We start from the raw sequence: 26,833 nt of genomic DNA on the forward strand, positions 1-26,833 counted from the left end.
GTGAAGGGCGCGTCGATCACGCTGGCGCAGGAGGTCAGGCGCGGCGAGGAGGTGCTCGTCAAGGCCGACGTGAGAGTCGCGTTCATCAGCGGCGGCAGGGCGCAGCCGATACCGAGAGCGCTGCGCGACCTGATGAAGGCGGACCTCGCATAAACTGGTGCTGACGGCCGGACGAGTGGAGGGATGAAGATGTGCCCGCCAGCGATCGCGACCTCGCCGCCGTCCAGTCGGTCACGCCATTTGCGCAGCGGATGCGGCGCGTGGCGGCGGATCACGCTGCGCTGATCCGCCCTACGGACTGCCGCTCAATCAAACCTTGGCCGGGGGCAATCGCGCGTCGAAACCGTCAGTATCGCCCGCCGCTGCGCTCTTGTTGCTTGATCCAATCCGACAGGGTTCGGGGCGTCGATCCCTGTCCGGGGCGCGATGGTTTCGCGGTGGCAGTCCTGTTGCTCCGGTTCGTCGTCTCCGTCGGCCCGCGCGGATGCGTCGCGGCATGGGCGCCCGGGACGCCTCTCGGCGCCGTGGCGAGCTTCTCCGCTTCCTCCTTCTCCAGCCGCAGCTTGCGCAGCCGCTCCATCTTCTCGCGCTCCGGATCGACGGGCGGCGGTGGCAGCTCGCGCTGGCGGGCTTCCTCGGCGGAGATCAGCAGACCCATGATGGCGCTTTCGCCGAGGGCCTTGCAGGCTTCGAGGCGGTGCAGACCTTCGATCAGGACAAAATGGTCCTTGTCGCGGCGGACGAGGATCGGCTCGCGCTGGCCGACCTCCAAAATGCTTTCGGCCAGCGCGTCGACCGCGTCCTGCTTCAGCGCCTTGCGCTTCCTGTCGGGGACGTGGATCTTGTCGATGGGGAAGCTTTCCGGTGCGGACACAGTCGAAACTCCGTCGTGGGCGCGCGCCGTCCAGCGCCAGGGTCGGAGGGGGCACGATCCCCCGATCCGCACGGCAGCGCGGAGCGGAGGCAGACCGGGCACGCGCGGCTACAATAGAGACATTCGCCATCTCGCCGCAAGGAGCGGGTGACGGGGCGGAATGTCTCCTGTCAAACGGCAAGGTGAATCATGCGACTGTGATGGGCGCCCCATCGGTCGCGCACGAAAGTCGCTTGCGCGTCAATTCATGCTGCTATGCTGCACCGCTCATACAGGAGGACGCCGCTCATGACGACACGCACGCTCGTTGCCGCGCTGGCCGGGATTGCCCTCGCGTTGCCCGCCGCTGCCCTCGCGCAGGAACCGCCGGTCGAGGAGCAGCTCGTCAATGCAATGAACAAGGTGTTCGGCGTGCACGCCGGCTTTCGCGCCAATCACGCCAAGGGCGTCGTGGTCGAGGGCAAGTTCAAGCCGTCGACCGAGGCGGCGACCTTGAGCAAGGCTTCGCTGTTCAGCGGCGGCGAAATTCCCGTGACGGTGCGGTTCTCGGACTCCACCGGCGTGCCGAACCTGCCGGACGGCTCCGGCGACGCCAATCCGCATGGCATGGCGGTGAAGTTTCATCTCGCCGACGGCAGCGACATGGACCTCGTGATCAACTCGCTGAAATTCTTCCCCGTCTCGACCGGCGCGGAGCTGCGCGATTTGTTCCTGGCGATCGCGGACTCTGGACCGAACGCGGCCAAGCCGACCAGGCTCGAGCAGTTCATCGCCAGCCATCCCTCGGTGCCGGCGGCGCTCGGTACCATCGCGACGCCGGACAGTCTTGCCGACGAGGCCTATTTCGGCGTCAACGCCTTCGTGCTCGTCAACAAGGCCGGCGAAAAGCAGGCGGTGCGCTGGCAGATGCTGCCGGAGAAGGTCGTGCATATCGACAAGGAGGACGCGGCGAAACGCGCGCCGGACTTCCTGATGGCCGAGCTGCCGGCGCGGCTGAAGCAGGGGCCGGTGACGTTCCGCTTCAAGGCGCAGCTCGCTGCGGCCGGCGACGACACCAAGGATCCGGCCAAGCCGTGGCCTGACGATCGCAAGCTGGTCGAGCTCGGCGTGCTGACGATCGACAAGGCGGTCGAAGACAGCGACGGGGCGCAGAAGAAGCTGCTGTTCCTGCCCGGCCAGCTCACCGACGGCGTCGAGGCGTCGGATGATCCGATGATCGACATCCGCAACGGCGCCTACGCCATCTCGTTCTCCCGGCGCAATCCGTGATGATGACTGACGCGCGACGCGCGGTGCGGCGGATCAGGCTGCGCTGATCCGCCCGACGGGCCTCAGTCTGTCGTCGTGGCCGAGGCGAGCCCAGCCATGATGCTGCGCGCTGCGGGCGGCGCTTGTGCCGATGACCGGACGATTTGGCGGCGAGCTCAAATCCGTATTTCCGGTCGCGATCGGCCGCGACCTAGCTTCGTTCCATCCTGATCGCGATCCAGAACGAGCGGGAATGGGGTGCATCTGTGCGGAGTGCAGGATCGGATCGATGGATACGGTCGGGCCTTCGAGCCCGGCGAGCGAGCACGACACAACCGGCCGCAATTATGGATGCTTCGCGGCGCGCGATCCCGATGAGTTGCCGCAACGTTGACGAAGCCCGGCCTCATTCAGCGCGATTGCGACGGCATTCGCCGCTTTCTCTCCCGATCGATGACGTCGCACAAGCCGCGCGATAACGGCGAAACCAAGAGCAGGGGTTGTCGACACGCGTGGACAGCCGAGCGTCGGCGCGTCGAAGGCGATGGCGACCGTGCAGCCGATGTGCCGCCATGTTCGACGTGATGCAATCAGGGCGTGTTGTCGATGCGAAGGCCGACGATCGCGAGGTGCGCGCGATCAGGAAGCATGCCGTCGAGCGCGGCGTCGACGCGCTGCGCATCCAGTGAGTTCGGTGCGCACATTCATCTACTAATGAACTCATGAGCCGCGGCGGCATCGCGCATTGCGCTGTTTGTCGCAATCGTGTCGCGCGCTGCTTCTTTTCGCCGGAATCCTGCATCTTGCGTGCAACAGTCAAAGCTGAACTTCGATCGCGTCGGCGTCGCGATCTGCATTCCTTCCGAATGACATTTTTCAATTCAGTTCGCGACACAATCTCACCCTCCTGATGCGGCCGCCGTTTGTTGCGGCACGTGTTCAGGAGTTGTGAGTTCGATGCGTCGCGTATTTGGCGTGTGCCTTTGCCTATCTACTTTCGCAGGAAGTACGACATCGGTCTGGGCGACTGATCTCGCCCTGCCTCCCCCGCTCCCGCCGCCTGACGTCTTCGCCTACAGGTGGAGTGGCTGCCATGCTGGCGCGAACGCCGGGATGGCCTGGTCACGCCAGCAGCAGACGTGGACCCAGGTCGCCAATGCCGCCGCCGCGCCCGTTCAGCCTGTGCAGCAGCCGGTCGGCAATGCAAACAACCCGCCTGTGGTCAAGCCGCCTGTGGTCGCAAATCCCGCGCCAAACCCGCCGCCGCCGAACAACCCCGGCGGGAACAACGGCGGATGGAAGCCGCCGCCGCATAAGCCGCCGGGCAAGCCCCCGATCTGTGAGCGCAACGACAAGGGCTGGTGGCAGCCCGGCAAGCAGTATCATGGCGACAAGGATCACGACTGGCCGCACGACAAGCCGTCCTACAAGCCCGATCACGACGGTGGCCATCATTGGCCGCAGGTTGGATCGAAAGGCGGCGACAACAAGTCTTCATGGCCGTCGGCGCCATCCAAGACCAAGGACGACAACTACAACGACGTCAAATACGGCAGCGGCTGGTTCGACAAGCCTCACGACGACGACCATGGCAAGTCGAGCGGCTGGTCGCAGCTCCATTCGAACGGTTACTCCGACAAATATACTTGGCTGCGACATGACCAGCAGAACGATCATGACAAGCCGGCCACCGGCTGGGGCGCGAAGAAGGACGACGGCTACGACAAGCCGCTTGGCTTCGGCTGGTCGAAGCAGCCGCTGAAGAGCGAACGTGACAGCTACGCCTGGCTGAAGCCGGATGACCGGAACGACGACAAGCATGGCGGTTACGGCTGGGGCGGCAAGCCGCGCGACAACGATGACGGGAAGGGCGGCTATGGCGACAAGCAGCCCGACAAAGATCATTGGCAGCAGCACGGCGGCAACTACAATCATGGCGGATGGCCGCATCATCCGGACAAGCCCGGCTGGCCGCCGAAAAATCCACCCCCGAACAATGGCGGCGGCCAGCCGAACCCGCCGCCGCAGGGCAACAATGGCAATCCGCCGGCGCAGAACCCGCCGGTGACCGGCGGCGGCAACGTGGCGCCGCTGCCCGTCGCGGCCGTGCAGATTCCGACCGCCATCTCCAGCAATGGCGGCGACGTCGTCGGCGGCCTGCAGCTCGGTTGCGATTACCAGATGGACCGCTTCGTCGTCGGCATCCAGGCGATGGCCGATCTCGGCATCATCAACGCGTCGAGCCCGCTGGGGCCGGCGCTGACGATGAACACGCGGACCAGCAACCTCTACACCGCCACGGTGCGCGCAGGCTATCTGGTGACGCCTGAGATCCTGGCCTATGTGCGCGGTGGCGCGGCGTGGACGCGGACCAACGTTTCGGTCGTCAACACCGCCACCGGACAGTCCGCCAGCGTGGCGTTCAACCGCAGCGGCTGGACGGTCGGCGCCGGCGTCGAGTGGATGTTCGCCCGCAACTGGTCGGCCTTCGCCGAATATGACTACGCCGATTTCGGCACCGCGACCGGCACGCTGCCGGGCGCCGCCGCGATCACAGGAGGACCGAACGTCGTCAGCCAGAAGACCCAGCTCCACACGGCGATGATCGGTGTCAACTACCGCTTCGAGATGCTGTCGCGCGGCGCCCGCTGAGGCCCGCGGCGGACGCCACGCCGCCGGTCACGCAACACGGCAAGGCCGCCTGGTTCGTCCAGGCGGCCTTTTCGGTTTTGTGGGCTGGTGCTCAGCTCGCGCGCACCGAGCTGAGGAACTTGCCGACGTCCTCCCTCAGGCGGCTACTGTCACGCGACAGGTGGGTGACCGATGACAGCTTGGTCAGCGTTCCTTGACGCCGGTCAAACCGCGGTGCTGTAGTTGCGCTAGTCTAGCAACAAGCCGCGCCAACGCGGGCAAAGCCGGGAGGAGGGACATGGGGCGTTCGCCCGGGAATGCCCATTCGGATCGCGTCCTGGAGGCCTTGGCCAAGGGGGATGCCAAGGCTGACGCTGACGGCAGAGCCGATAGCCGAGGCGCGCCGGCGGTCTCGGCGCTGGCGGCATCATGGCGCCGCTCCGGCCATCTCCATGCGCTCGATCCCGCCACGCCGAAGCTGCCAGCCCGCCTGACGGCCGCCGAGATCGCGGACGCGCGCGCCCGGCTCGGGCGGCTGCTCGCGATCGCACAGGCGAGCCTCGACCGGCTGTTCCTGGCGGTTGGGGGCGTCGGCTGCTCGGTGCTGCTGGCCGATGCCGAGGGCACGGTGCTCGAGCGCCGCGGCGCCCGCGGGGACGACGCCACCTTCGAATCCTGGGGCCTGTGGACCGGCGCGGTGTGGAGCGAGCGGCACGAGGGCACCAATGCCATCGGCACCTGCCTGGTCGAGAAGCGGCCGCTGACCATCGACCGCGATCAGCACTACCTGTCACGCAACGCGCGGCTGTTCTGCACCACGGCGCCGATCTTCGACGAGCACGGCCAGCTCAAGGCCGCGCTCGACGTCTCCTCCTGTCGCGCCGATCTGACCGAGGGTTTCAGTCGGCTGATCGCGACCACCGTCGCGGATGCCGCGCGCCTGATCGAGGCGGAGAATTTCCGCCAGGCCTTTCCGCACGCCCGCATCGTGCTCACGCCGGACAGCGAGCGCGAGATCAACTCGTTGCTGGCGGTCGATCGCAACGACCTCGTCGTCGGTGCCACACGGGCGGCGCGCCGTGCGCTCAACCTCTCTCCGTCCGCGCTGGCGCGTCCGGTGCCGGCCGGCGACCTGATCAAGGATGCAACCACCGGGGGCGACGACATTGACGCCGCCGAGCGTGCCGTTCTGAAGCGCGCGCTGGCGCGCGCCGGCGGCAACGTCTCGAAGGCGGCGAAGGAGCTCGACATGTCGCGCGCCACCCTGCACCGGAAGATGAAGCGGCTCGGGCTCGAGCGGTGAACGCGCCGCGGCTGTCGAATCGCAGCCAACATGTCGCAGAACTGCGACACTTCCTCGGACGCGCTCGTTCCGGCCTCTGGTCTGTCGCGCCGGTTTGATCGAGCCTCTCTCCAACGCCGTGTGCATCGGCGTGAATGGGAGAGAGAGATGACCAAGGTTGACGTCAATGCGGCGTTCAAGCCGCCTTTCGCTGCGCGTTACGACAACTTCATCGGCGGTGCCTGGAAGGCCCCCAACGCCGGCAAATATTTCGACAACATCTCGCCGATCACCGGCCAGCCGGTGTGCGAGATCGCGCGCTCCGATGCCTCCGATATCGAGGCCGCGCTCGACGCCGCGCATGCCGCCAAGGACGGCTGGGCGCGCACCAGCGTCACCGAGCGCGCGATGGTCCTCAACAGGATCGCCGACCGCATGGAGGCCAATCTCGACAGGCTGGCGCTCGCCGAGACCTGGGACAATGGCAAGCCGATCCGCGAGACGACCGCCGCCGACATCCCGCTCGCCATCGATCACTTCCGCTATTTCGCCGGCGTGATCCGCGCGCAGGAAGGCTCGATCGCCGAGATCGACCACGACACCATCGCCTATCACTTCCATGAGCCGCTCGGCGTCGTCGGCCAGATCATTCCGTGGAATTTCCCGATCCTGATGGCGGCGTGGAAGCTCGCGCCCGCGCTCGCCGCGGGCAACTGCGTCGTGCTCAAGCCGGCCGAGCAGACCCCGGCCTCGATCCTCGTGCTGATGGAGATCGTCGGCGACCTGCTGCCGCCGGGCGTGCTCAACGTCGTCAACGGGTTCGGCTTAGAGGCGGGCAAGCCGCTGGCCTCCTCCAACCGCATTGCCAAGATCGCCTTCACCGGTGAGACCTCGACGGGGCGGCTGATCATGCAATACGCCTCGCAGAACCTGATCCCGGTCACGCTCGAGCTCGGCGGCAAGTCGCCCAACATCTTCTTCAAGGACGTCTGCGCCGAGGACGACGACTTCCTCGACAAGGCGATCGAGGGCTTCGTGATGTTCGCGCTCAACCAGGGCGAGGTCTGCACCTGCCCGAGCCGCGCGCTGATCCACGAATCGATCTATGAGCGCTTCATGGAGCGCGCGCTGCAGCGTGTCGGCGCGATCGTGCAGGGCAGCCCGCTCGATCCGGCGACCATGATCGGCGCGCAGGCCTCCGCCGAGCAGCTCGCCAAGATCCTGTCCTACATCGATATCGGCAGGAACGAGGGCGCGCAGCTCCTGATCGGCGGCGAGCGCAACGTGCTCGGCGGCGATCTCGCCGGCGGCTACTACGTCAAGCCGACGGTGTTCAAGGGGCACAACAAGATGCGCGTGTTCCAGGAGGAGATCTTCGGCCCCGTGGTCTCGGTCACGACCTTCAAGACCGAGGACGAGGCGCTGGCGATCGCCAACGACACGCTCTACGGCCTGGGCGCCGGCGTGTGGAGCCGCGATGCCAACACCTGCTACCGCTTCGGCCGCAATATCCAGGCGGGGCGTGTCTGGACCAATTGCTATCACGCCTATCCGGCGCATGCGGCGTTCGGCGGCTACAAGCAGTCCGGCGTCGGTCGCGAGACCCACAAGGTCATGCTCGACCACTATCAGCAGACCAAGAACATGCTGGTCAGCTACAGCCCGAAGAAGCTCGGCTTCTTCTAAAGGCTGGGAGCCGGGCCGGTCGGGCATGAGCGCCCCGACCGGCTTGCTCTTTTTGACTGCATGTCAGCCGGTCGCACGAAAGCGTCCGGCTGGCTCGGGCGCCGGCTCGGATCCCGCTCCTGGTTCGCTCCGCTTGGCCATTTCGTGGCTGTCGGTCACGTCATCGCTCGTGATCTTCAGTCCAACCGCGCCAGCAGCGCATCGCGTGCCTCGGAAATGCGTCGATAAAGTTCATTGCTGCCGCCGGCGTCGGGATGCGCGGACTTGGCCAGCCGGCGGAACGCAGCTTTGATGTGTGTAGCCGTCAGCATACCCTGCAGGGGTAGCTCAAGGATTGCGCGAAAGGCATCGTCGTTCTGGTCGCGCGCGAGCTGATCCCACAAGGCGCGACGCGCGGCCCGCGCCTCGATCCGCAACGCATCCTGATCCTCGCGCCAGCGTCGTTGCGACATGACGAGGCAGGAGCCGAAGACGATGCGGCCGTGGGTCTCCAATTCGTCGAGGCTGAACGGCCCGACGACGTCATAGGGTGGCGCGAGCCGTGCGAGCCGTCCCGTTGCGCCGTCGGTGATGGAGCCGAGCCGGACCGTGTCGACGATCCCTATCGACCCATTCCAGATCACCCATTCGGCGGCGCCCGTCATGCAGCTGAACTCGTCGATACGGCCTCCCTCCGCAGCGCGGACAGGGGAGTGCCCGGCGTTTGTTCCCATCGTCGCTGTGCCGATCAAGCCGGCGACCGGGCCTGCTTGACCGGACCGACGTCGACCTGAATCTCGCCGCCTTCGACCTGCAGCGGGTAGCCGTGCAGCGCGTTGCGGACGAGATGCGTGACGCACTTGCCGTTCACGCCGTCGAAGCCCCATTGATGGTGCGGGCAGGTGATGGTCTTGCCGTCGAACGTCGCCTCGGTCAGCGGCACGTCGGCATGCGGGCAGCGGCCGCGATAGGCCTTCAGCTCGCCGCCGTGAGGCCAGAGCAGCAGCACGCTCTTCTTGCCGACCTGGTACAGGCCCATGCCGCCTTCGGTTATGGCGCTTGTCGGACAGACTGCGGTGAAAGCCATCGGATCGCCTGCTGATTGGTGCCGTCAGGCAGGCTCACGCAAATTCCGGACCAGCGAAAAGCAGCAACAAACAGCGGGTCGTTGTCGCAAACGCGACACGCCGGTGGATGGCGCGGACCTATTTGCGGCCGAGCGCGGCGAGGAATTCCGCTTGGGGAATGAACAGACCCTGGGCGCGCGGACCAGGCCGCGGCCGAGGTCGCACAGCAGGTCGCCCTTGCCGAACAGGCGCTCTGCGCCGGGCTCGTCGAGCATTCACCGCATTGGCGACCTTGAGACGGACTTTCAAGGGCAGGTTCGTCGTTCCGGCCTTGATGTCGTCGCCGAGTTTGACGACGCCTGCGCCGTTCAGAACCTGATAGAGCGCGTCCAGCGGTTCGTTCCAAGAAGAACGCCGCCCGTGAGGGCGGCGTTGCCGGGGGGCTTGGTAGAAGCGAAGCGGCCGATTTCTACTCCTTGCGCTCGGAGGTCCAGCCCTTGTACTCGCCGACATTGTCGCGCGTGATCAGCTTGGACGGCAGCAGTTCGACGGTCGAGGCCGGCTTCTGGCCGTTGAGGATGTTGACGCCGATCTGCACGGCCCGGCGCGCCATGAAGAACGGGTCCTGCGAGGCCGAGGCCTGGATCTGCTGCGAGGCCGGATCCTTCAGCGCGGCTTCGATGTCCGGGGCGCCGTCGACCGCGGTGATGATGATGCCGGTGCGCTGCTGCTGACGCGCGGCGAGATCAGTGCCGATCGCCTGGGGATCGTTGATGGCGAAGATGGCGTCGATCTTCGGGAAGCGGGTGAGATAGCCCTGCGTCACCGTGAGGCCGCCCTCGCGCGAGCCCTTGCCGTCCTGGTCGCTGGAGAGAACCTTGATGCCGGGAGCCTTGGCGAACACGCTCTTGCAGCCGTTGACGCGGTCGATCACCGCCGACACCTGCGGCCCGTTCTCGATGATGACGTCGCCTTTGCCGCCGAGCTTGTCGACGATGTACTGGCACGAGATCTCGCCGGCCTGCACGTTGTTGGTCGTCACGGTGGCATCGGCGCCCTCGGCCGCGGTGTCGACCGCAACGACGAGGATGCCGGCCGCCTGCGCCTTCTTGATGGCGGGGCCGATCGCCTTGGGATCTCCCGGGTTGAGCAGGATCATGTCGACGCCGGCGGCGATGAAATTGTCGATCTGGGTGACCTGCTTGCCGAGATCATATTCGAAGCCGACCGCGGTGATCTTGACGTTGGGATTGGTCTTCTTGGCCTCGAACTCGGCGCCCTTCGACAACGCGACGAAGAACGGGTTGCCGAGCGAGCCCAGCGACACGCCGATCGATTTCAGCTCCTTGGCCGATGACGGCGCGGAGCTCATCACGAGCGCCAGCGCGGCACCGGCTGATAACATCGACTTGACCATGTGTTTCCTCCCTGGTCCTTCCTGTTCGTCTACGCACGGCGGACCAGTGGCCGTGGAAGAATCCGTTGCGGCGGGCTCTGGTGATGCCCGCCATATTGTCTCAGGTGCGGGCCGAGCCCTGCAGCCGGTAGCGGTCGAGCGCGACGGCGCCGATGATCACGAGGCCCTTGATGACGTATTGCCAGATGTCGGACACGCCGACCAGGATGAGCCCGTTCGACAACACGGCGATGATGAGAGCGCCGACCAAGGTGCCCCAGATCGAACCGATGCCGCCGACGAAGGACGTGCCGCCGAGAATGACCGCGGTGATGGCGTCGAGCTCATAGGACTGGCCGAGTTGCAGGCCGTTCGCCGCATAGAGCCGCGCCGCCTGCATGCCGCCGCCGAGGCCCGCGAGCAGGCCGGACATGCCGTAGACGAAGATCAGCACGGCCCAGACCTTGATGCCGGCGAGCCGCGCCGCGCTTTCATTGCCGCCGACGGCATAGATGTGCACGCCGAGCACGGTCCGGCGCAGGATCAGCCAGGAGCCAAGGATCACCAGCAGCGCGATCACCGACAGCCAGGGGATCGATACGACGCCGGGGATGATCGTCAGCGAGGCGTTTCCGATGAAGGCGTAGGGAATCGATGGGTTGAACACGGTGGTGTCGCCACCCATCAGGCGGGCGAGACCGCGCACCGCCGTGAGCGAGCCGAGTGTCACGATGAAGGGCGGCAGCCGCAACAGCGCGATCAACGCGCCATTGATGACGCCGAAGGCGAGGCCCGTCAGCACCGCGGCCGGCAGCCACAGTGCGCCGAGATCGGGCATCTTCGACAGTGTCAGGCCGGCCATTGCAGCCGCGGCGAGGATCGAGCCGACCGACAAATCGATGCCGCCGGTCAGGATGACGAAGGTCATGCCGGCGGCGAGCACGGTATTCACCGCGGCCTGCTGCAGCACGATTCCGAGATTCTGTCCGGTGAAGAATCGTCCTTCGGACAGCATATGGAAGCCGACGCAGAGGATGAGCAGCACCGGCAGCATGCCGGCGGCGCGGATCATCAGCCGCAGCCGCTGCTGCTTGTTGTTCGATGCCGCGAGGCTCGGTGCCGGCGCGGCCTTCATCTGCGCTGGCGCGGGCTTGGCTTGAGCTTGGCTGTTGTCAGGCATCGACGTGCTCCGTCCCGGTGGCCAGCGCCATGATGTCTTCCTGGGTGATGGGTGATGTCGTGCTCTGCTGCAGGTCGCCGACCAGATGTCCCTCGCGCATCACCAGCACGCGGTCGCAGATGCCGAGAATCTCCGGCAGGTCGGACGAGATCACCAGGATTGCGGTGCCGGACTTGGCGAGATTGTCGATGATCGAATAGATCTCGGACTTGGCGCCGACATCGACGCCGCGGGTCGGCTCGTCGAGGATCAGGACCTTCGGTGCGGTCGCGAGCAGGCGTGACAGCAGCACCTTCTGCTGATTGCCGCCCGACAGGCCGCCGACGGTGACGCCCGGATTGGGGGCGCGAATGCCCAGCGCGCTGAACGCCTCGTCGGCGCGTGCGCGCGCCTTGTCGCGGTCGAGAAGGCCGCCGAGCTTCGCGTCACGCCCGATCACGGCAAGGTTGATGTTGTCGGCGCAGGACATGTCGAGGAACAGCCCGAGCGCCTTCCTGTCTTCGGTCAGATAGGCGATGCCCGCATCGAGCGCATCGCGCGGCGTGTCGATGCTGACTTTCTCACCGTCGAGCTCGATGTGTCCGGTCGTCTTCGGCGCCGCTCCGATGATGAGATGCGCGAGCTCGGTGCGTCCGGCGCCGATCAGCCCGGCGAGGCCGACCACCTCGCCGGCATGAACGGTCAGCGAGCAATTCTTAACGCGAAGGCCGTCGCCGAGGTCGACGGCGCTGAGCACCGCGCGATCACGCTTGGCGTGCGGGTCGTGGTCCTTCTTGTAGAAGGACGACACGTCGCGGCCGACCATCATGCGGACGATGCTGTCGGCGCGGATCTCCGGCTTGTCCAGCGACCCGACCAGCCGGCCATCGCGCAGCACGGTGACGCGGTCGCCGAGCGCATAGACCTCGTCCATGCGATGCGAGATGTAGATGATGGCGAGCCCTTCGGCGCGGAGCTGGCGGATCAGCGCGAACAGCTTCTCGCTTTCGCCGGCTGACAGCGAGGTGGTCGGCTCGTCCATGATCAGGATCTTGGATCGTGCATGCAGCGCGCGGGCGATCTCCACCAGCTGGCGCTGGCCCATCGACAACTCGGCCACCAAGGTGGAGGCTGTGAAATCGGCGCCGAGCCGGTCCAGGATCGGCCCGGCGCCCTCGCGCATGGTGCTGCGCGCGAGCAGGCCGCTCTGCGACAGCTCGCGCCCGAGATAGATGTTCTCGGCGACCGTCAGGTTCGGCGCCAGCGACAACTCCTGGTAGATGATCGAAATGCCGGCGTTGCGGCCGCCCATCGGCCCTTCGATGCGCACCGGCCGGCCCTCGATGCGGATCTCACCGCCGGGATCCGGGCGATAGGCGCCGGAGAGAATCTTCATCAGCGTGGATTTGCCGGCACCGTTTTCGCCCATCAGCGCATGGACTTCGCCGGCGTAGACGGTGAGGTCGACCTTGTGCAGGGCCTTGATGGTGAAGAATGACTTCGACACCCCGCGCATCTCGAGGATCGGACCGCTCATCGTGCCTCCCAATGCACGTCGTCTTGTCGTCCGCGGCTCGTTGATCGCTGGCGCGGGAAGCCATTAAACTAGAGGCTGTTGCCGAATACAATATGAAAGAGACGCCGCTGCAACATGTCGCCGCGACGGTGGCCTTTCGGAGATGCGTTCAGCTCGGCCGACGATAGAGCTGTTGCCAGCGCGGCCGCCGCTCGGCATAGGCTGCCGACAGCGGGATGTCCGGAGCGAAGGTCCGCACGCGCGCCGGCGGCGTGCAGACGGCACCGATGTCCTCGCCGGTGACGGCAAGACGTGCCAGCCGTGCCGCACCGAAGGCGGCGCCCGTCTCGCCCTCGGCCAGCCGATGAACGGGAATGTCGAGGACATTCGCCAGGATCGCGAGCCAAAGGTCGGAGCGCGATCCGCCGCCGATCGCATCCGCCTCGGCAATCACAAGGCCGGTTTCCGTCAACGCGTCGCGGCAGTCGGCCAGGGCGAAGGCAACGCCCTCGAGCACCGCCTGAACGATGGCGTTGCGGTCGGTGGCATGGCTCAGGCCGTCGAGCAGGCCGCGGACATGGGGATCGTCATGCGGCGTCCGCTCGCCCGCAAGATAGGGCAGGAAGCTGACCGGCGATGGCATGGCGGGCCGGGTGCCCAGCGGCGCAAGCAGCTCGGTCTCGCTCGCGCCGAGCAGCCGCGCGACCCAGGCGAGGCATGAGGCCGCCGACAGCATCGCGCCGGCCTGCAGCCACATCGCTGGGATCGCATGACAGAAGGTGTGAACGACCCGCTCGGGATTGGCCGTGACGGTGTCGACCGGCGTGATCACGGCGCCGGACGTGCCGAGCGTGATGAACGTGGCGCCCGGCCTGACAGCACCGATGCCGACGGCGCCGGCCGGGTTGTCGCCGGCGCCGCCCGCGATGGTTGGGCGCTTCGTCATGCCCCAGCGTTCCGCGAGGTCGCTGCGCAACCGACCTGCCGGTGCGCAGCCTTCGACGAGGCGCGGCATCTGCGCACGCGTGAGGCGCGTGGCGGCAAGGCCCTCGTCCGACCAGTCGCGCCTGGTGACATCGTGCCAGAGCGAGCCGGACGCATCGGACATGTCCTCGATCGCCTCGCCCGACAGCACCAGCCGGACATAGGCCTTCGGCTGCAGAACCAGCCGCGTGGCCGCGAAAATCTCCGGCTCGTGCGCCTCGATCCACATGAGCTTCGGCGCGGCGAAGCCGGGCATCGCCTTGTTGCCGGTGATCTTGCGCAAAGCGGGCCAGCGCTGCTCCAGCGCGACACATTCGCGCTCCGACCGGCCATCGTTCCAGAGAATGCACGGCCGCAACGGATTCATGGCGGTATCGAGCAGTACCGGGCCATGCATCTGGCCCGACAGGCCGATGGCTTCCACCGCCGCCACCGCGCCGGGATGATCGACCTTGAGCGCATCGAGCGTGATGAACACCGCGGCGATCCACGCGGCGGGGTCCTGCTCGGCCCAGCCCGGTCGCGGCACGTCCATCGCCAGGGCGTGGCTGCGACTCGCAACGACGCGCTGCGCGTCATCGACGATGATCGTCTTGACCGCGGATGTTCCAAGATCGATGCCGAGATACATGACGCCTCACGCCTGCGTGCGCAATGACGGATACGGAGTGGAGCGATACCAGACTCCTGATAGCCTTGTCATCCGAACGCGAGTCATCGCAGCGTGCCGAGGCGAGATCATTTTCAAGGAGTCGAGACATGGAGCCATCTGATCAACCAGCCGAACGGGCGTCGCGTCTCGTCGGACACTACGCGCTGGTGACGGGCGCAACGCAAGGCATCGGCCGCGCGATCGCGGTGCGGTTCGCCGAGGAGGGCGCGCATGTTGCGATCAATTTCGGCGGTCCGTCGCCGTCCGGCGACGAAACCCTGGCGCTGGTGCAGGCGGTCTCCGCCGCGCACGGTCACAGCGCACGTGATCATTTCGCCGTGAAGGCCGACATCGGCGTCGAGGCCGAGATCGCCGAGATGTTCGAGACGGTGCTCAAGCGCTGGCCCAGGCTCGACTGCCTGGTCAACAATGCCGGCTTCCAGCGGGAATCGCCCAGCGAGGCGCTCGACGTCGACACGTATCGCAAGATTCTCGAGGTCAATCTCAACGGCGCCGTGCTCTGCGCGCGTCACGCGCTGGCGCATTTCGTCGCGCGCGGCGGCGGCAACATCATCAACACCTCGAGCGTGCACCAGATCATTCCGAAGCCGGGCTATCTCGCTTATTCGATCAGCAAGAGCGCGATGGCGGGCCTCACGCGGACCTTGGCGCTCGAATTCGCCGGGCGCGGCATCCGCGTCAATTCGGTCGGGCCCGGTGCGGTCGACACGCCGATCAACGCGGCCTGGACCGGGGACCCGGTGAAGCGCGCCGCGGTCGAGTCTCATATTCCGATGGGGCGGGTGGCGAGCCCGGAAGAGATCGCCGGCGTGTTCGCCTTTCTCGCCTCGGCCGAGGCGAGCTACATCACCGGGCAGACGATCTATGCGTGCGGCGGCATTACGCTGTTCGGCGAATTCCGAGACAATTGGGCGAGCTGATCCGGCGCCAGCATCGGTCTTGCGCGCCGTGCGCCTGCCATCATTCGCATTGTCGTCGTCGTGGTGAGGTTCTCTTAAGCATCCGCCGCGCATGGCAGCCCTTCGCGGGTGCAGCGAGATTTCGTTAAGGCGTGGGTACGAGAGTGCGCGCGCCTGGCGAACTGGAATTGCGATGCATCGATTGGACCCGGACATTCGTCGCGATCTCGCGCATCTGCTGTACAGCTCGATGCCGCTGGTCGGGACGATCTCGGCCGCCGCCGTCGTGATCGGCAGCGTGATGGCCTGGGTTGCGCGCGATCCGGGCTACGCCGCGATCACGGTGGTGCTGCTGGTGATCGGTGCCCTTCGTGTGATCAAGCTGCGGATGTTCGCGGCGCGCTTCGATCGGCTCGATCACGATGGCATCATTCGCTGGGAACGCCTCTACGGCCTCGGCGCTGCCGCCTTCGGTCTGGCCGTCGGTGCGTTGTCGGCACGCGCGTTTCAGATCGGCGACGGGCCCGGCATTTGGATGTGCTTCGGCCTGTCGATGGCCTTCTGCGTCGGCATCGTGTCGCGTGTCAGCCCATGGATCGTCATGACCTCCTCGGCGGTGCTGCTGATTCCGACCGTGGTGGCCTGCCTGATGCAGCCCGAGCCAGTGTACCGGATGGGCGCCGGCATGGTGGTGCTGTTCTGGATCACACTGCGCGGAACGTCCTATCGACTCACGGCTGCCTTCACCGAGCGGATCACGGCGCAGCAGGCCTTGGCGCGGCAGGCGCTGTGCGATTTCCTCACCGGCCTGCCGAACCGCGCCGCGTTCATCGCCGCACTCGGCCGTTGCGATCGCCCCGTCGCCATCATCGCGGTCGATCTCGACGGTTTCAAGCTCGTCAACGACCAGTTCGGCCATCAGGCCGGTGACGAGCTGCTGCGTCAGGTCGGCGCACGCCTGCAGGACTGTCTCGGGGACGCCGGCCTTGCGGCGCGGTTCGGCGGTGACGAATTCATGCTGCTGCTGCCTGCGGTGGGACGCGACGCCGCGCTCGTGCTGGCGCAAGCCGCGGTGACGGCACTGTCGCAACCGTTTGTCTTGACCGGAATGCGCGTTCAGATCAGTGCCAGCGCCGGCATTCTGGTTACCGATGATCGGCAGGCCGACACGGAGTCTCTGCTCGACCAGGCCGATCGCGCGCTCTATGCGGCCAAGCGCGCCGGCGGCCAGCGATGGTGCTGGGCTGACGAGCACATCGCCGTTGCCGTCACATGCACGGCAAGCAGCGAGGCGCCGACGCTGGCGCTCGCGGACTAGCAGCATGCCTGACCGTTCCATGCGGACGCTGGCAAGGTCGGACCGCGGCCGCTAGTGTGATCGGCAGAAGCCGACGAACGGCATGATGTCAGGAGGAGCGGCCGATGCGGAGCATCAGGATCGGCGCCGGAGCGGGCTATTCCGGCGACCGGATCGAGCCTGCGGTGGAGCTCGCGGCGAAGGGCGGCCTCGACTATCTCGTGTTCGAGTGCCTGGCGGAGCGCACGATCGCGCTGGCGCAGCAGGCGCGCATGAAGGATCCGGCCGCCGGCTATGATCCGCTGCTGGCGGCGCGCATGCAGGCCGTGCTGCCGATCTGCCGCGCCAACAACGTCCGTATCGTCACCAACATGGGTGCGGCCAATCCGGTCGCCGCGGCCGAAGCCACCCGCACCATGGCGCGCCGGCTTGGACTGGCGGGGCTGAAGATCGCGGCCGTGACCGGCGACGATGTTCTTGAGCCGTTGAAGACAGCGGATGTCGTGCTCGACACCGGCGACACGATCCGGGCCCTCGGCAATCGGGTCGTCTCGGCCAACGCCTATGTCGGGGCGGGCGCGATCGCGGAGGCGCTCGCGGCCGGCGCGGATGTCGTGATCACCGGGCGCGCCGCCGACCCGGCGCTGTTTCTCGGACCTCTGATCCACGAGTTCGGCTGGGCCCTGGATGATTGGGACCGGCTCGGGCAGGGCACCGTCGTCGGTCATCTGCTCGAATGCGCCGGGCAGATCACCGGCGGTTATTTCGCGGACCCCGGAGTGAAGGATGTTCCCGATCTCGCCCGGCTCGGCTTTCCGATCGGCGAGGTGCGCGAGGATGGCGAACTGATCGTGACCAAGGTCGCGGGCTCCGGCGGCTGCGTCACGCCGGCGACCGTGAAGGAGCAACTGCTGTACGAGATCCACGATCCCGAGCAATATTTCCAACCCGACGTCGTGGCGGATTTCTCGCAGGTGACCGTCGAGGAGCTTGGTCCGGACCGGGTCAGGGTGGTCGGCGGCCGCGGCCGGCCGAAGACGGGACTGTTGAAGACCTCGGTGGGCTATCTCGATAGCTATGTCGGCGAGGGGCAGATCTCCTATGCCGGCCCTGGCGCAGTCGCGCGTGGCCGCCTCGCGCTCGATATCGTCCGTGAGCGCCTCGCACTCATCGGCGTGGCGACGAGCGAGCTGCGCTGCGACCTGATCGGGATGAATGCGCTGCATGGCGACGATCGCGGACAAGTCGCCGAGCCCTACGAGGTGCGCGTTCGCGTCGCCGGGCGGACCGAGACGATGGCGGAGGCGGTCCGCATCGGCAACGAGGTCGAGACGCTCTACACCAATGGCCCGGCCGGCGGCGGCGGCGCCTGGAAATCGGCGCGCGAGGTGATCGCCGTCGCTTCCTGTCTCGTTCCCGAGGACGTGCCGCAGCTCTGCGTCGGCATGCTGGTGGCTTGAGCTTTCGAGGGCTTCACGGATCGCTCCCGGCAGCGCAAGCTGGTGGTCATGGTTGCGATGCCTGAGAACAGCGAGAATTCAGTCCATGTATGACGTCATTGTCGTCGGCGGCGGCTCGGCGGGAGCGGCCGTCGCTGCGCGCCTGTCGGAAGACTCCCAGACGCGGGTCCTGCTGCTGGAAGCCGGCGCCGACTGGCGCGCGGACGACGCGCCGTGGGAGATCGTGACGCCCAATCCGATTCCGATCATCCATGATCGCGCCTTCCAGGAGAAATGGCAGTGGCCGCAGCTGATGTCCCGCCGCGTCGCCGGGCAGGACATGCGCTTCTACTGGCGTGGCAAAGGGCTGGGCGGCAGCTCGATGATGAACGGCCAGATCGCGATCCGCGGTGTGGCCGATGCGTTCGACGAATGGGCGGCCAATGGCTGTACGGGATGGTCAGCCAAGGAGGTCATGCCGCTGTTCTCGGTGATCGAGGACGATCTCGCGCTTGGCGATCGCGAGGGGCACGGTCGCGGCGGCCCGCTTCCGGTCTACCGCGCACCGCCTGACAAATGGGGCCCGATCGACCGCGGCTTGCGCGATGCTGCGCTGGCGAGCGGCTATCCCTGGTGCGACGATCTCAACGGGACCGACGGCGAAGGCGTCGCCTGCTATCCGATCAACAGCCGCAACGGCCGCCGTATTTCCACCAATGAGGGTTATCTCGAGCCGGCCCGCGGCCGTTCGAACCTCGAGATTCGCGGACGGGCGCTGGTCGATCGGCTGCTGATCAGCGACGGCAGGGCGACCGGCGTGCGCGTCCACATCGAAGGTGAAGGCGTGAAAAACGTCGCGGCGCGCGAGGTCGTGCTGTGCGCCGGCGCCATCCACAGCCCCGCAATCCTGCTGCGCTCCGGGATCGGCCCCGCGGCGGATCTGCAGGCGATGGGGCTTGCCGTCGTGCGCGATCTTCCCGTCGGCCGGCACTTCTTCGATCACCCGCTGTTCCGCACCACCATTCAGTTGCGTGAGGAGCTGCGTCCGACCGATCGCGATACGCGCCATACCAATTGCTGCGTCACTTACTCATCGGGCCTTGCCGGCGGCGGCAAGCGCGACATGATCCTGATCGCGTTCAATCACCGCGGCATCGGGATCCCCGGCGCGATCGGCGCCGGCCTGTTCAACGCCTTCTCACGGGGCACGCTCAAGCTCGCCTCGGCCGATCCGAGCGACGATCCGATCGTCGAGGAGAACATGCTGGCTGATCCGCGCGACATCGCGCGGATGCGCGACGCGGTGAAGCGGCTGGCGCTGATCACGGTGCAGCCGGCGCTGCGCGACATCGCCGACTGGATTCGCCTCGGCGATACGGAGCTCACGCTGCCGCAGGCGGCGGCGCTGCCCGATGCCGAGCTCGACGCGCTGCTGCGCCAGGTCACCGGCGACATCCAGCACGCCGCGGGGAGCTGCCGCATAAGCGGCTTCAACGATGACGATGGCGTGGTCAATCCGGATGGCACCGCGAAGGGGATCGCGGGGCTTCGCGTCGCCGACGCCTCGATCATGCCGTCCGACTGTCGCGCCAACACCCACTTGACGACGGTGGTGATCGGCGAGGCGATCGCGCGGATGATGCGAACGAGCCGATAGGCGCTACGCGATCGCGAAGCGAAGCCCGGCGCGGGCGCGCCCGCCGGAGATCGCGACCGGGGTGCCGTCGGCGCGCCAGCACGCGGCCCCCGTCAGCGTGCCGTCGTCGCCGAACGCAATCGCATTCATGCCGCCGGCCACGACCGGCTCGCGCCTGATCTCGTGGCCGCGTGCGGCGAGCTCCCGCGCCACATGGTCGGGAAACGCCGGCTCGAGCTCGAGCACGCCGCCCTGCGTCCAGAGCCGCGGCGCCTCCACCGCCTCCTGCAGCGACATGCCGTGGTCGATCAGGTTGACCAGCGCCTGGAAGGCCGAGGGAAAGATGCGCAAGCCGCCGGGCAGGCCGAGCGCATAGCGCAAGCGGCCGTCGCGCAGCGCCATCATCGGCGCCATCGAGGTGAAGACGCGCTTGCCCGGCTGGATCGACAGCGCGCGGCCCGGATGCGGATCGAAATTGTACATGTAGTTGTTGGCGGTCATGCCGGTGCCCGGGATCTGCACGCAGGCGCCGAACAGGCCGTTGATGGTCTGGGTCGCCGCGACGACGTTGCCCTCGGCATCGGCGACCGTGACATGGGTGGTGTTGGCGGACTCCGTCGGCGCAAGGCCCGGGCCGAAACTTCGGGCCCGGCTCATGTCGATCTGCGCCCGCCGCTCCGCGGCATAGACCTTCGACGTCAGCCGCTCGACCGGCACGTCGACGAAAGCGGGATCGGCGGTGGCGACCGCGCGGTCGGCGAAGGCGATCTTCAGCGCTTCGGCGAGCAGATGCACGCCATCGGCCGAACCGAAGCCGAGCCCGCCGACGTCGAAGCCTTCGAGGATGTTCAGCATCTGCACGATATGCACGCCGCTGGAAGACGGCGGCGGCGGGCCGATGATCTCATGGCCGCGATAGAAGCCGCGGATCGGCGCGCGCTCGGTCACGCGGTACGCGGCGAGATCCGCTGCATCGATCAAGCCGCCGTTCTCCGCCATGTAGCTGGCCAGCGCGGCACCGAGCGCTCCGCCGTAGAGCGCCCCGGGTCCCTGGTCCGCGATCAGATGCAGCGATGCCGCGTAGTCGCTCTGGATGACGCGCGTGCCGGCCTTCACCGGCGCGCCGCCGGGCAGGAACAGCGCGGCGAGACGCGGATCGCGCGCGAGATCGCTCGCGACCAGTCGCACGCAGTCGTTGAGATAGGGGCTCGCGATGAAGCCATGCTCGGCGAGCCGGATTGCCGGTGCCATGACCTCGACCAGCGGCAGCCGGCCGTAGCGTTCCAGCGCCTCGCACCATCCCTTCAATGCGCCGGGGACGGCCACGGCGCGTGCGCCGACGACGTTGCGGCGGTCACGGGTCTCGCGCGCCAGCGCGATCTCGTCGGAGACCGGATCGTACATGCCGGGGTCAGCGCGCGACGGCGCGGTGCTCAGGCCGTCGAGCACGACGTGGCGGCCGTCGGCGAGGCGGATGTGCGATAGGCCGCCACCGAGAATTCCGACCATCATCGGCTCGACCACGGTGAGCGCAAACAGGGAAGCGACCGCGGCATCGATCGCATTGCCGTCGCGTATCAGCATCTCGGCGCCGGCGCTGGAGGCGAGCGGATGGTTGGTGACGACCATCCCGCGCGAGCCGGTCGCCGGCTGCTTCTCGCAGGTGAAGTCGGCGATGCGCCGTGTGGGCGAAGCCATTCGGGTCTCCTCTGTCGAACGGCGGATGCCGAGAGGTCGTCTTTCGCAATCCTGACCGATCCCTTGCGCAAGGGGAAGAGCGGCGCCCCAGTTCGACGAACTGATAAGTGCGTCACGCATGGCTCGGAGAGCATCGATCTCTCCCGCCGCGTTCTCATCGCCGCGCATCTGTGTTAGGCCTGCGCGCAGTTCCACTTTGCGAGCCCAGCTGATTCATGCCTCACTACGATCTGATCATTCGCGGCGGCCGCGTGCTCGACCCCGAAACGCAACTCGACGTCACCGCCGACGTCGCGATCAAGGATGGCGCGATTGCCGCCGTCGGCGACGTCACCGGAGCGGCGGATCAGGTCATCGATGCGGCCGGCCTTGCCGTCGTGCCCGGCTTCATCGATCTGCACGCGCACGGCCAGTCGCTCCCGGCGGACCGCATGCAGGCGTTCGACGGCGTCACCACGACGCTCGAGCTCGAGATCGGCGTCATGCCGGTGGCACGATGGTATGACGAGCAGGCGGCGATCGGCCGCCTTCTCAACTATGGCGCCGCTTCTGGCTGGGTGTTCGCGCGCATCGCGACGATGACGACGCAGCAGACCGCATCCAGCATCGCCGGCATGGGCGAGGCGATGCGCGACAAGCGCTGGGTCGAGGAGGTCGCGACTGCGGCCGAGACCGCGGAGATCGTCGAGCGCACCCGGCAGGGGCTGGAGCAGGGCGGCCTTGGCATCGCCTTCCCGAATGCGTATGCGCCCGGCACCGGCATGAAGGAGCTGTCGGAGCTGTGCAGCCTGGCTGCCAAGCAGAACGTGCCGACCTATACGCACATTGCCTACATGTCGAATGTCGATCCGCGCAGCTCGGTCGACGCCTATACGCGGCTGATCGGGCTTGCCGGCTCGACCGGTGCCCACATGCACATCTGCCATTTCAACAGCACCAGCCTGCAGGATGTCGAGCGCTGCGCCGAGCTGGTGCAGACCGCGCAGGCGCAGGGCCTCAAAGTCACGACTGAAGCCTATCCCTACGGGACCGGCTCGACGGTGGTCGGCGCCGGCTTCTTCGCCGATCCGGCGTTCTGCCAGCGCATGGGCACCGGCTATGACGCGATCGAGATGGTCGCCGAGCGCCATCGTCTCGGCAGCCGCGACGAATTGCTCGCGCGGCAGCAGGAGGATCCCGGCGCATTGGTGCTGATCCATTTCCTCGATGTCGCCGTCAACCAGCGCCACCGCGACCTGCTCGACGTCTCCGTGCTGTTTCCGGGCGGCGCCATCGCGTCGGACGCGATGCCGTGGATCCTGTCCAACGGCACGGACTACACCGGCGACGCTTGGCCGCTGCCGGACGACGCGGTGTCGCATCCGCGCTCATCGGCGACGTTTACAAAATTCTTGCGCGAATGGGTGCTGGACCGCAAGGCGGTGCCGCTGATGGAGGGCCTCGCCAAGTGCACGCTGATCCCGGCCCGGATTCTGGAACCATCGACGCCCGCGATGCGAAAGAAGGGACGGCTGCAGGCCGGCTGCGACGCCGACATCGCGGTGCTCGATCTCGCCAGCCTGCGCGATCGCGCCGACTTCCTCAACATGAACCGGCCGTCCGAGGGCGTGCGGCATCTGCTCGTCCATGGCCGCGCCGTCATCGCAAATGGTGATCTTGTTCGCGATGTCAGGCCGGGACAGGCGGTGCGCCGTCCGATCCTGTCATGATCGTCCCGGTCCTGCTGGTTGCCGGATCGCTCGGCGCCGGCAAGACGACCCTGCTCAATCATCTGCTCGCCAACCCGGACGGGCGGCGCATCGCCGCCATCGTCAACGACTTCGGCACGGTCGACATCGACGCCCAACTGCTCGGCACGGTGACGGAGGAGGTGATCAGCCTGAAGAACGGCTGCATCTGCTGCTCGCTGCAGGGCGACCTGCTGCGCACGCTGTCGTCGGTCATCAAGCGCGATCCGGCCCCGGATGCGATTGCGATCGAGACCTCGGGCATTTCCGATCCGGCCGAGATCATTCGCAACCTGATGGATCCCGTGATCTTCAAGGTGGCGCCGCTGGAGACCGTCGTCACGCTGGTCGATCCGCAGCGGCTGCGCGACGATCCCGAGATCGAGCAGGACGCGCTGTGGCGCTCGCAGCTGCGCGCCGCCGATTTCGTGCTGCTGACCAAGGCCGATCTGCTCGACCGCGCCGCCCTCGACGAGGTCCGCGCCGTCGTGGGCCGCACCAAGCCGCAATCGGCGATCTTCGAGACCGCCCATGGCATCGTCGCGCCGGACCTGCTGTTCAGCCGCGACATTCGCGCGCCGCGAGAGCTGCCCAAGCAGGTGCCGACGATGTCGCAACCTTTCGCAACCCTGACCTGGACCTCCCGTGCTCCGCTGTCGCTGGCCCGCTTTCAGCAGGTGATCGGAAAACTCGCGCCGCGCACGCTGCGCATCAAGGGCATCCTGCTGTTCACCGACCATCCGGGACAGCCGATCCTGTTTCAGTCGGTGGCGACGCGCGGCACGTTGGCGCCATCGCCAGTGCCGCCCGCGGACGGCCTCACGGCCCAACTCGTGCTGATCGGACGCGAAGGTGAGCTCGACGCCGCCGAGATCGACGTACTGCTGCGCGAGATGGTCGTCGTTTGAGATCGAAGGGCGCGGGTCAGCTCGCCTGCCGCAATGCGCCGTCGGCGGCTTCGGCCCAGGTGCAGCAGCCGCCCCCGGCGCGCTTGGCGGCGTAGAGCGCGCTGTCGACCTCGCGCAGCACCTCGTCCATGGCCTCGTCCGTGAGCGGCCGGTCGTTCACCAGCAGGCCGGCGCTGGCGCCGATCACCACGGGGATGTCGGACAGCAGGAACGGCATCGATAGCGAGCGGACCGCCTCGCGCGCGAGCCCCAGCGCCTCGTCGCGTCCGTTCGCGCCGCGCGCGACCGGCCTCAGCAGCATGAACTCGTCACCGCCGAAGCGCGCGGCGAGGCCGCCCGGGCCGACACAGCTCGACAGCCGGGTCGCGACTTGCCGCAACAGCTCGTCGCCCGCGTGGTGCCCGTGGCGGTCGTTGACAGGTTTGAAACCGTCGAGGTCGATGGCAATGATCGCGATGGTCCCGACCGCGCGTTCAAGCGCGGCCAGGAAGGCGGCGCGGTTCGGCAGGCCGGTCAGGAAATCATGGTTGGCCTGGCGGGCCAGTGCGTGCTTGGCCTCGAGCCGTTCGATGAAAGCGGTGCTGAGATGACGCGATGCCTCGCGGATCGAAAACCAGAACAGCACCAGCAGAACGGCGCCGAGCTGATAGGGCAGCTCGGGGCGCATCAATCCGGCGATCAGCGTCGGGGCGAGCAGCACGGCGGTGGTCGTCAGCACGACCCACGGGCGGATCGCCGCGCGGGACACCATGCCGACGCAATAGGACATCGACAGGCCGAAGGCGATCCATGCGCCCGGAGCATCGTTGAGCTGGAACGCGCGGAAGGTGAGGGCCCCAAGTGCAAGGCCGAAGGCGGCGGCGCCCGCGGCGTAGACCTTCTCCCAGAGGATCACGTCGCGATCGGACAGGCGCCCCGCATATTGCTTGTAGCGCAGCAGGCTGACGACGCGACCGATGGCGTTGACGATGATCGCGAACGAGATCGCGATGTAGCCGGGATCGTCGTGCAGGACCGCAAGCGTGACCGAGCCGGTGATGGCGGCCGCATTGATCGACATGACCTGCGGCAGAGAGGTGTACAGGAGATCGACGAGCTCGCGCCGGATCGCCGGGTTCGGATGGATGAATCTGGAAAGCAGCCCGTGTCCCATGGGGACACCATGCGACACCTTTCCTAACAGTTGATGGGCTTGAACGATTCGCGCGACGAAGGTTCGAAGTTACCTTAAATCTTCGTCAATCCGTCAATCCGTCAATCGCTCAAGGCGCGCGGCTGGGATCGGTGGTCGGATAGATCGGCGTCGCCGTCGACATTCGCGAGGGCATCGGCGCCGCCGCCGCCACTTTCGGCGCCTCGGCCTTCGGCGTTTCCGCCTTGATGTCGGATTTGGGCGGCTCGAGCTTCAGCGGCCGCAGCGGCTGACGCTTCGCCATCGCGTCGAGCACGGCGCGGTTGGTCTTCTCGATGCGCTTTGCGGCCGCGACGTCGGCAAAGGCGCGGTCGAACTTGCGCATGCGATAGAACACGATGCCGCGGTCGATATAGGCCTCGTGGTAACGGGGGTCGAGCTGGATCGCGGCGTCGAGATCGGCCAGCGCCGCCGCGAAATCGCCCTTCTGGAACGCGGCCATGCCGCGATCGTGACGGGCCTGGGCCTCGCTCGACGCCGTGCCGCCGGCGAGCATTGCATCTGCGGTGCATGGCGCGGTCGCGCCCGCCGCGCAGGGCGTACGCTCCTGCTCGGCCGAATAGACCACGTCCACCTTGCTGACCCGCAACGGCAGCGGCTCGGCGGGAGCTGAGGCATTGTTGCTCGACGCATTGCCGTTGCCGACCGTCGTGCCGGCAGCCGGGTCGCTGCCGGGATTCGCGGCCGCGTCGCTGGCCGTCGCCGCGTCAGTGAGGCTGTCGATCGGCCTGGCGGGAACCTGGTTCGGCTTTACCTTGTTGGTCGCAACCACGATCGGCTCGAGCGGCGCGACGGATGCCGAGGACATGTGGGTGAATAGGAGGTAGCCCGTCAGCGCCAAGGCGGACGCGCCGGCCAGCGCCATCACGCCGGACGCGACCTTGTGCACCTTGGCGACGACGGCGAGCTTGGAATCCTGCCGATGCTCGTCCTGCGCGGCGCCGAGCAGCCGGTCATAGGCCGTGCGCTGCTCCTTGTCGCCAAGAATGTCGTTGGCGCGGATGATCTGTCGAAACCGCAGCGCGGCGTCCGGATCGCCGGGATTGACGTCGGGGTGGCTCTCTTTGACCGCTTTGCGGAAGGCCACCCGGATATCGTCAGCGTCATCGTCCGGAAGAGCTCCGAGTAAATCGTAAAGCGTCTTCATCGTCGTTCTCGCTGCAGGCTTCCCTCGTCTCCGATCGAAATTCCTACGGCGAATTTACGCTGGAGCACTCGTACTAACTGTTTCCGCTTGGCATGATGGTTGGTCAATCCGGCGGAAAAATGACTGAAAATGGCGAAGTTCGTAGCCATTTTTGCCGTGTTTGAGCCATCGCGCTCGTCCTTCCTCGTCATGGTGCGCGCAATCTCAGATTGAGTCGCTGCTCTCTAGCCGCCTCCGCCGCCGGATCTTCCTCTATGGTGAAGAGAAAGTTTGAAGCCGGATTTAACGGGAGGTGATTGGCAGGTCAGTTATTTGCGACAACATGCGATTGCCGCAGCAGTGTGGCACCGTCGCTCACCCGCCCGCGCGAGCCAGGTTCCGCCAGGGCGGACGCC

The 26,833-nt window shown here is 66.9% G+C and carries 20 protein-coding genes and 1 pseudogene; 11 read left to right on the forward strand and 10 right to left on the reverse strand.

Annotated features, from left to right (window positions below; all coding sequences use genetic code 11):
• A pseudogene (locus tag QX132_RS30180) lies at nucleotides 1–153 on the forward strand (acyl-CoA thioester hydrolase); the annotation flags it as partial.
• A 193-nt stretch (nucleotides 154–346) separates the two neighbouring features.
• Here QX132_RS30180 and QX132_RS30185 read toward each other — a convergent pair.
• The gene (locus tag QX132_RS30185; RefSeq protein ID WP_315775402.1) at nucleotides 347–874 is read right to left on the reverse strand and encodes a ParB N-terminal domain-containing protein; all 528 of its coding nucleotides are present in this window, start codon (nucleotides 872–874) and stop codon (nucleotides 347–349) included.
• Between the two features lie 288 nt (nucleotides 875–1,162).
• On the opposite strand from QX132_RS30185, the gene QX132_RS30190 reads away from it, so the two are divergent.
• From QX132_RS30190 to adh, 4 genes are all read left to right on the forward strand, one after another.
• Nucleotides 1,163–2,143 (forward strand): catalase family peroxidase, encoded by a 981-nt coding sequence (locus QX132_RS30190; RefSeq protein ID WP_315783560.1) that lies wholly within the window; start codon nucleotides 1,163–1,165, stop codon nucleotides 2,141–2,143.
• Between the two features lie 1,092 nt (nucleotides 2,144–3,235).
• Nucleotides 3,236–4,774, forward strand: a complete 1,539-nt coding sequence (locus QX132_RS30195) for an outer membrane protein (protein WP_316163585.1) — start codon at nucleotides 3,236–3,238, stop codon at nucleotides 4,772–4,774.
• A 277-nt stretch (nucleotides 4,775–5,051) separates the two neighbouring features.
• The gene (locus tag QX132_RS30200) at nucleotides 5,052–6,056 is read left to right on the forward strand and encodes a helix-turn-helix domain-containing protein (RefSeq protein ID WP_315734359.1); all 1,005 of its coding nucleotides are present in this window, start codon (nucleotides 5,052–5,054) and stop codon (nucleotides 6,054–6,056) included.
• 147 nt (nucleotides 6,057–6,203) lie between these two features.
• Nucleotides 6,204–7,721 carry an aldehyde dehydrogenase gene (gene adh / locus QX132_RS30205; protein ID WP_316163586.1) on the forward strand — a complete coding sequence of 506 codons (1,518 nt, stop codon included), beginning with the start codon at nucleotides 6,204–6,206 and terminating at the stop codon, nucleotides 7,719–7,721.
• A gap of 176 nt (nucleotides 7,722–7,897) precedes the next feature.
• On the opposite strand, the gene QX132_RS30210 is transcribed toward adh, so the two are convergent.
• The 6 genes from QX132_RS30210 to xylB all read right to left on the reverse strand — a co-directional run bounded on the left by QX132_RS30210 (nucleotide 7,898) and on the right by xylB (nucleotide 14,453).
• The gene (locus tag QX132_RS30210) at nucleotides 7,898–8,365 is read right to left on the reverse strand and encodes a J domain-containing protein (protein WP_316163587.1); all 468 of its coding nucleotides are present in this window, start codon (nucleotides 8,363–8,365) and stop codon (nucleotides 7,898–7,900) included.
• Between the two features lie 83 nt (nucleotides 8,366–8,448).
• Nucleotides 8,449–8,787 (reverse strand): Rieske 2Fe-2S domain-containing protein, encoded by a 339-nt coding sequence (locus QX132_RS30215; protein WP_316163588.1) that lies wholly within the window; start codon nucleotides 8,785–8,787, stop codon nucleotides 8,449–8,451.
• 449 nt (nucleotides 8,788–9,236) lie between these two features.
• Entirely contained in the window at nucleotides 9,237–10,184 is a 948-nt protein-coding gene (locus QX132_RS30220) for an ABC transporter substrate-binding protein (protein WP_315734349.1), read from the reverse strand.
• 100 nt (nucleotides 10,185–10,284) lie between these two features.
• Complete coding sequence (locus QX132_RS30225; protein ID WP_316163589.1) at nucleotides 10,285–11,343, reverse strand: ABC transporter permease subunit; 1,059 nt, start codon at nucleotides 11,341–11,343, stop codon at nucleotides 10,285–10,287.
• Nucleotides 11,336–12,859 (reverse strand): sugar ABC transporter ATP-binding protein, encoded by a 1,524-nt coding sequence (locus QX132_RS30230; protein ID WP_316163590.1) that lies wholly within the window; start codon nucleotides 12,857–12,859, stop codon nucleotides 11,336–11,338. The genes QX132_RS30225 and QX132_RS30230 overlap by 8 nt, the downstream gene beginning before the upstream one ends.
• A 148-nt stretch (nucleotides 12,860–13,007) precedes the next feature.
• Nucleotides 13,008–14,453: a xylulokinase gene (gene xylB / locus QX132_RS30235; protein WP_316163591.1), complete on the reverse strand. Its 1,446-nt coding sequence runs from the start codon at nucleotides 14,451–14,453 to the stop codon at nucleotides 13,008–13,010.
• A 128-nt stretch (nucleotides 14,454–14,581) separates the two neighbouring features.
• Between xylB and QX132_RS30240 the strand changes: the two genes are divergently transcribed.
• From QX132_RS30240 to QX132_RS30255, 4 genes are all read left to right on the forward strand, one after another.
• Nucleotides 14,582–15,415 (forward strand): SDR family oxidoreductase, encoded by an 834-nt coding sequence (locus QX132_RS30240; RefSeq protein ID WP_316163592.1) that lies wholly within the window; start codon nucleotides 14,582–14,584, stop codon nucleotides 15,413–15,415.
• A 172-nt stretch (nucleotides 15,416–15,587) separates the two neighbouring features.
• Nucleotides 15,588–16,712, forward strand: a complete 1,125-nt coding sequence (locus QX132_RS30245) for a GGDEF domain-containing protein (protein WP_315775393.1) — start codon at nucleotides 15,588–15,590, stop codon at nucleotides 16,710–16,712.
• A 104-nt stretch (nucleotides 16,713–16,816) separates the two neighbouring features.
• On the forward strand, nucleotides 16,817–18,151 hold the full coding sequence (locus tag QX132_RS30250) for an acyclic terpene utilization AtuA family protein (RefSeq protein WP_315775392.1): 1,335 nt from the start codon (nucleotides 16,817–16,819) through the stop codon (nucleotides 18,149–18,151).
• Between the two features lie 85 nt (nucleotides 18,152–18,236).
• Entirely contained in the window at nucleotides 18,237–19,787 is a 1,551-nt protein-coding gene (locus QX132_RS30255) for a GMC family oxidoreductase (protein ID WP_316163593.1), read from the forward strand.
• 3 nt (nucleotides 19,788–19,790) lie between these two features.
• Here QX132_RS30255 and ggt read toward each other — a convergent pair whose 3' ends face one another.
• Nucleotides 19,791–21,464 (reverse strand): gamma-glutamyltransferase, encoded by a 1,674-nt coding sequence (gene ggt, locus QX132_RS30260; RefSeq protein ID WP_315783534.1) that lies wholly within the window; start codon nucleotides 21,462–21,464, stop codon nucleotides 19,791–19,793.
• 215 nt (nucleotides 21,465–21,679) lie between these two features.
• Between ggt and QX132_RS30265 the strand changes: the two genes are divergently transcribed.
• Nucleotides 21,680–23,173 (forward strand): amidohydrolase family protein, encoded by a 1,494-nt coding sequence (locus QX132_RS30265; RefSeq protein ID WP_315775389.1) that lies wholly within the window; start codon nucleotides 21,680–21,682, stop codon nucleotides 23,171–23,173.
• A complete protein-coding gene (locus QX132_RS30270) occupies nucleotides 23,170–24,099 on the forward strand; it encodes a GTP-binding protein (RefSeq protein WP_316163594.1) in 930 nt (309 codons plus the stop codon). Before QX132_RS30265 ends, QX132_RS30270 begins: the two co-directional genes overlap by 4 nt.
• Before the next feature lie 16 nt (nucleotides 24,100–24,115).
• On the opposite strand, the gene QX132_RS30275 is transcribed toward QX132_RS30270, so the two are convergent.
• Together QX132_RS30275 and QX132_RS30280 are read right to left on the reverse strand one after the other, a co-directional pair.
• On the reverse strand, nucleotides 24,116–25,252 hold the full coding sequence (locus tag QX132_RS30275) for a GGDEF domain-containing protein (protein ID WP_315734324.1): 1,137 nt from the start codon (nucleotides 25,250–25,252) through the stop codon (nucleotides 24,116–24,118).
• A 109-nt stretch (nucleotides 25,253–25,361) separates the two neighbouring features.
• Entirely contained in the window at nucleotides 25,362–26,438 is a 1,077-nt protein-coding gene (locus QX132_RS30280; RefSeq protein WP_315775386.1) for a J domain-containing protein, read from the reverse strand.
• Nucleotides 26,439–26,833 lie beyond the last annotated feature (395 nt).

Origin of the sequence: Bradyrhizobium sp. SZCCHNRI20481 (assembly GCF_032485055.1) — a bacterium.
GTDB lineage: Bacteria > Pseudomonadota > Alphaproteobacteria > Rhizobiales > Xanthobacteraceae > Bradyrhizobium.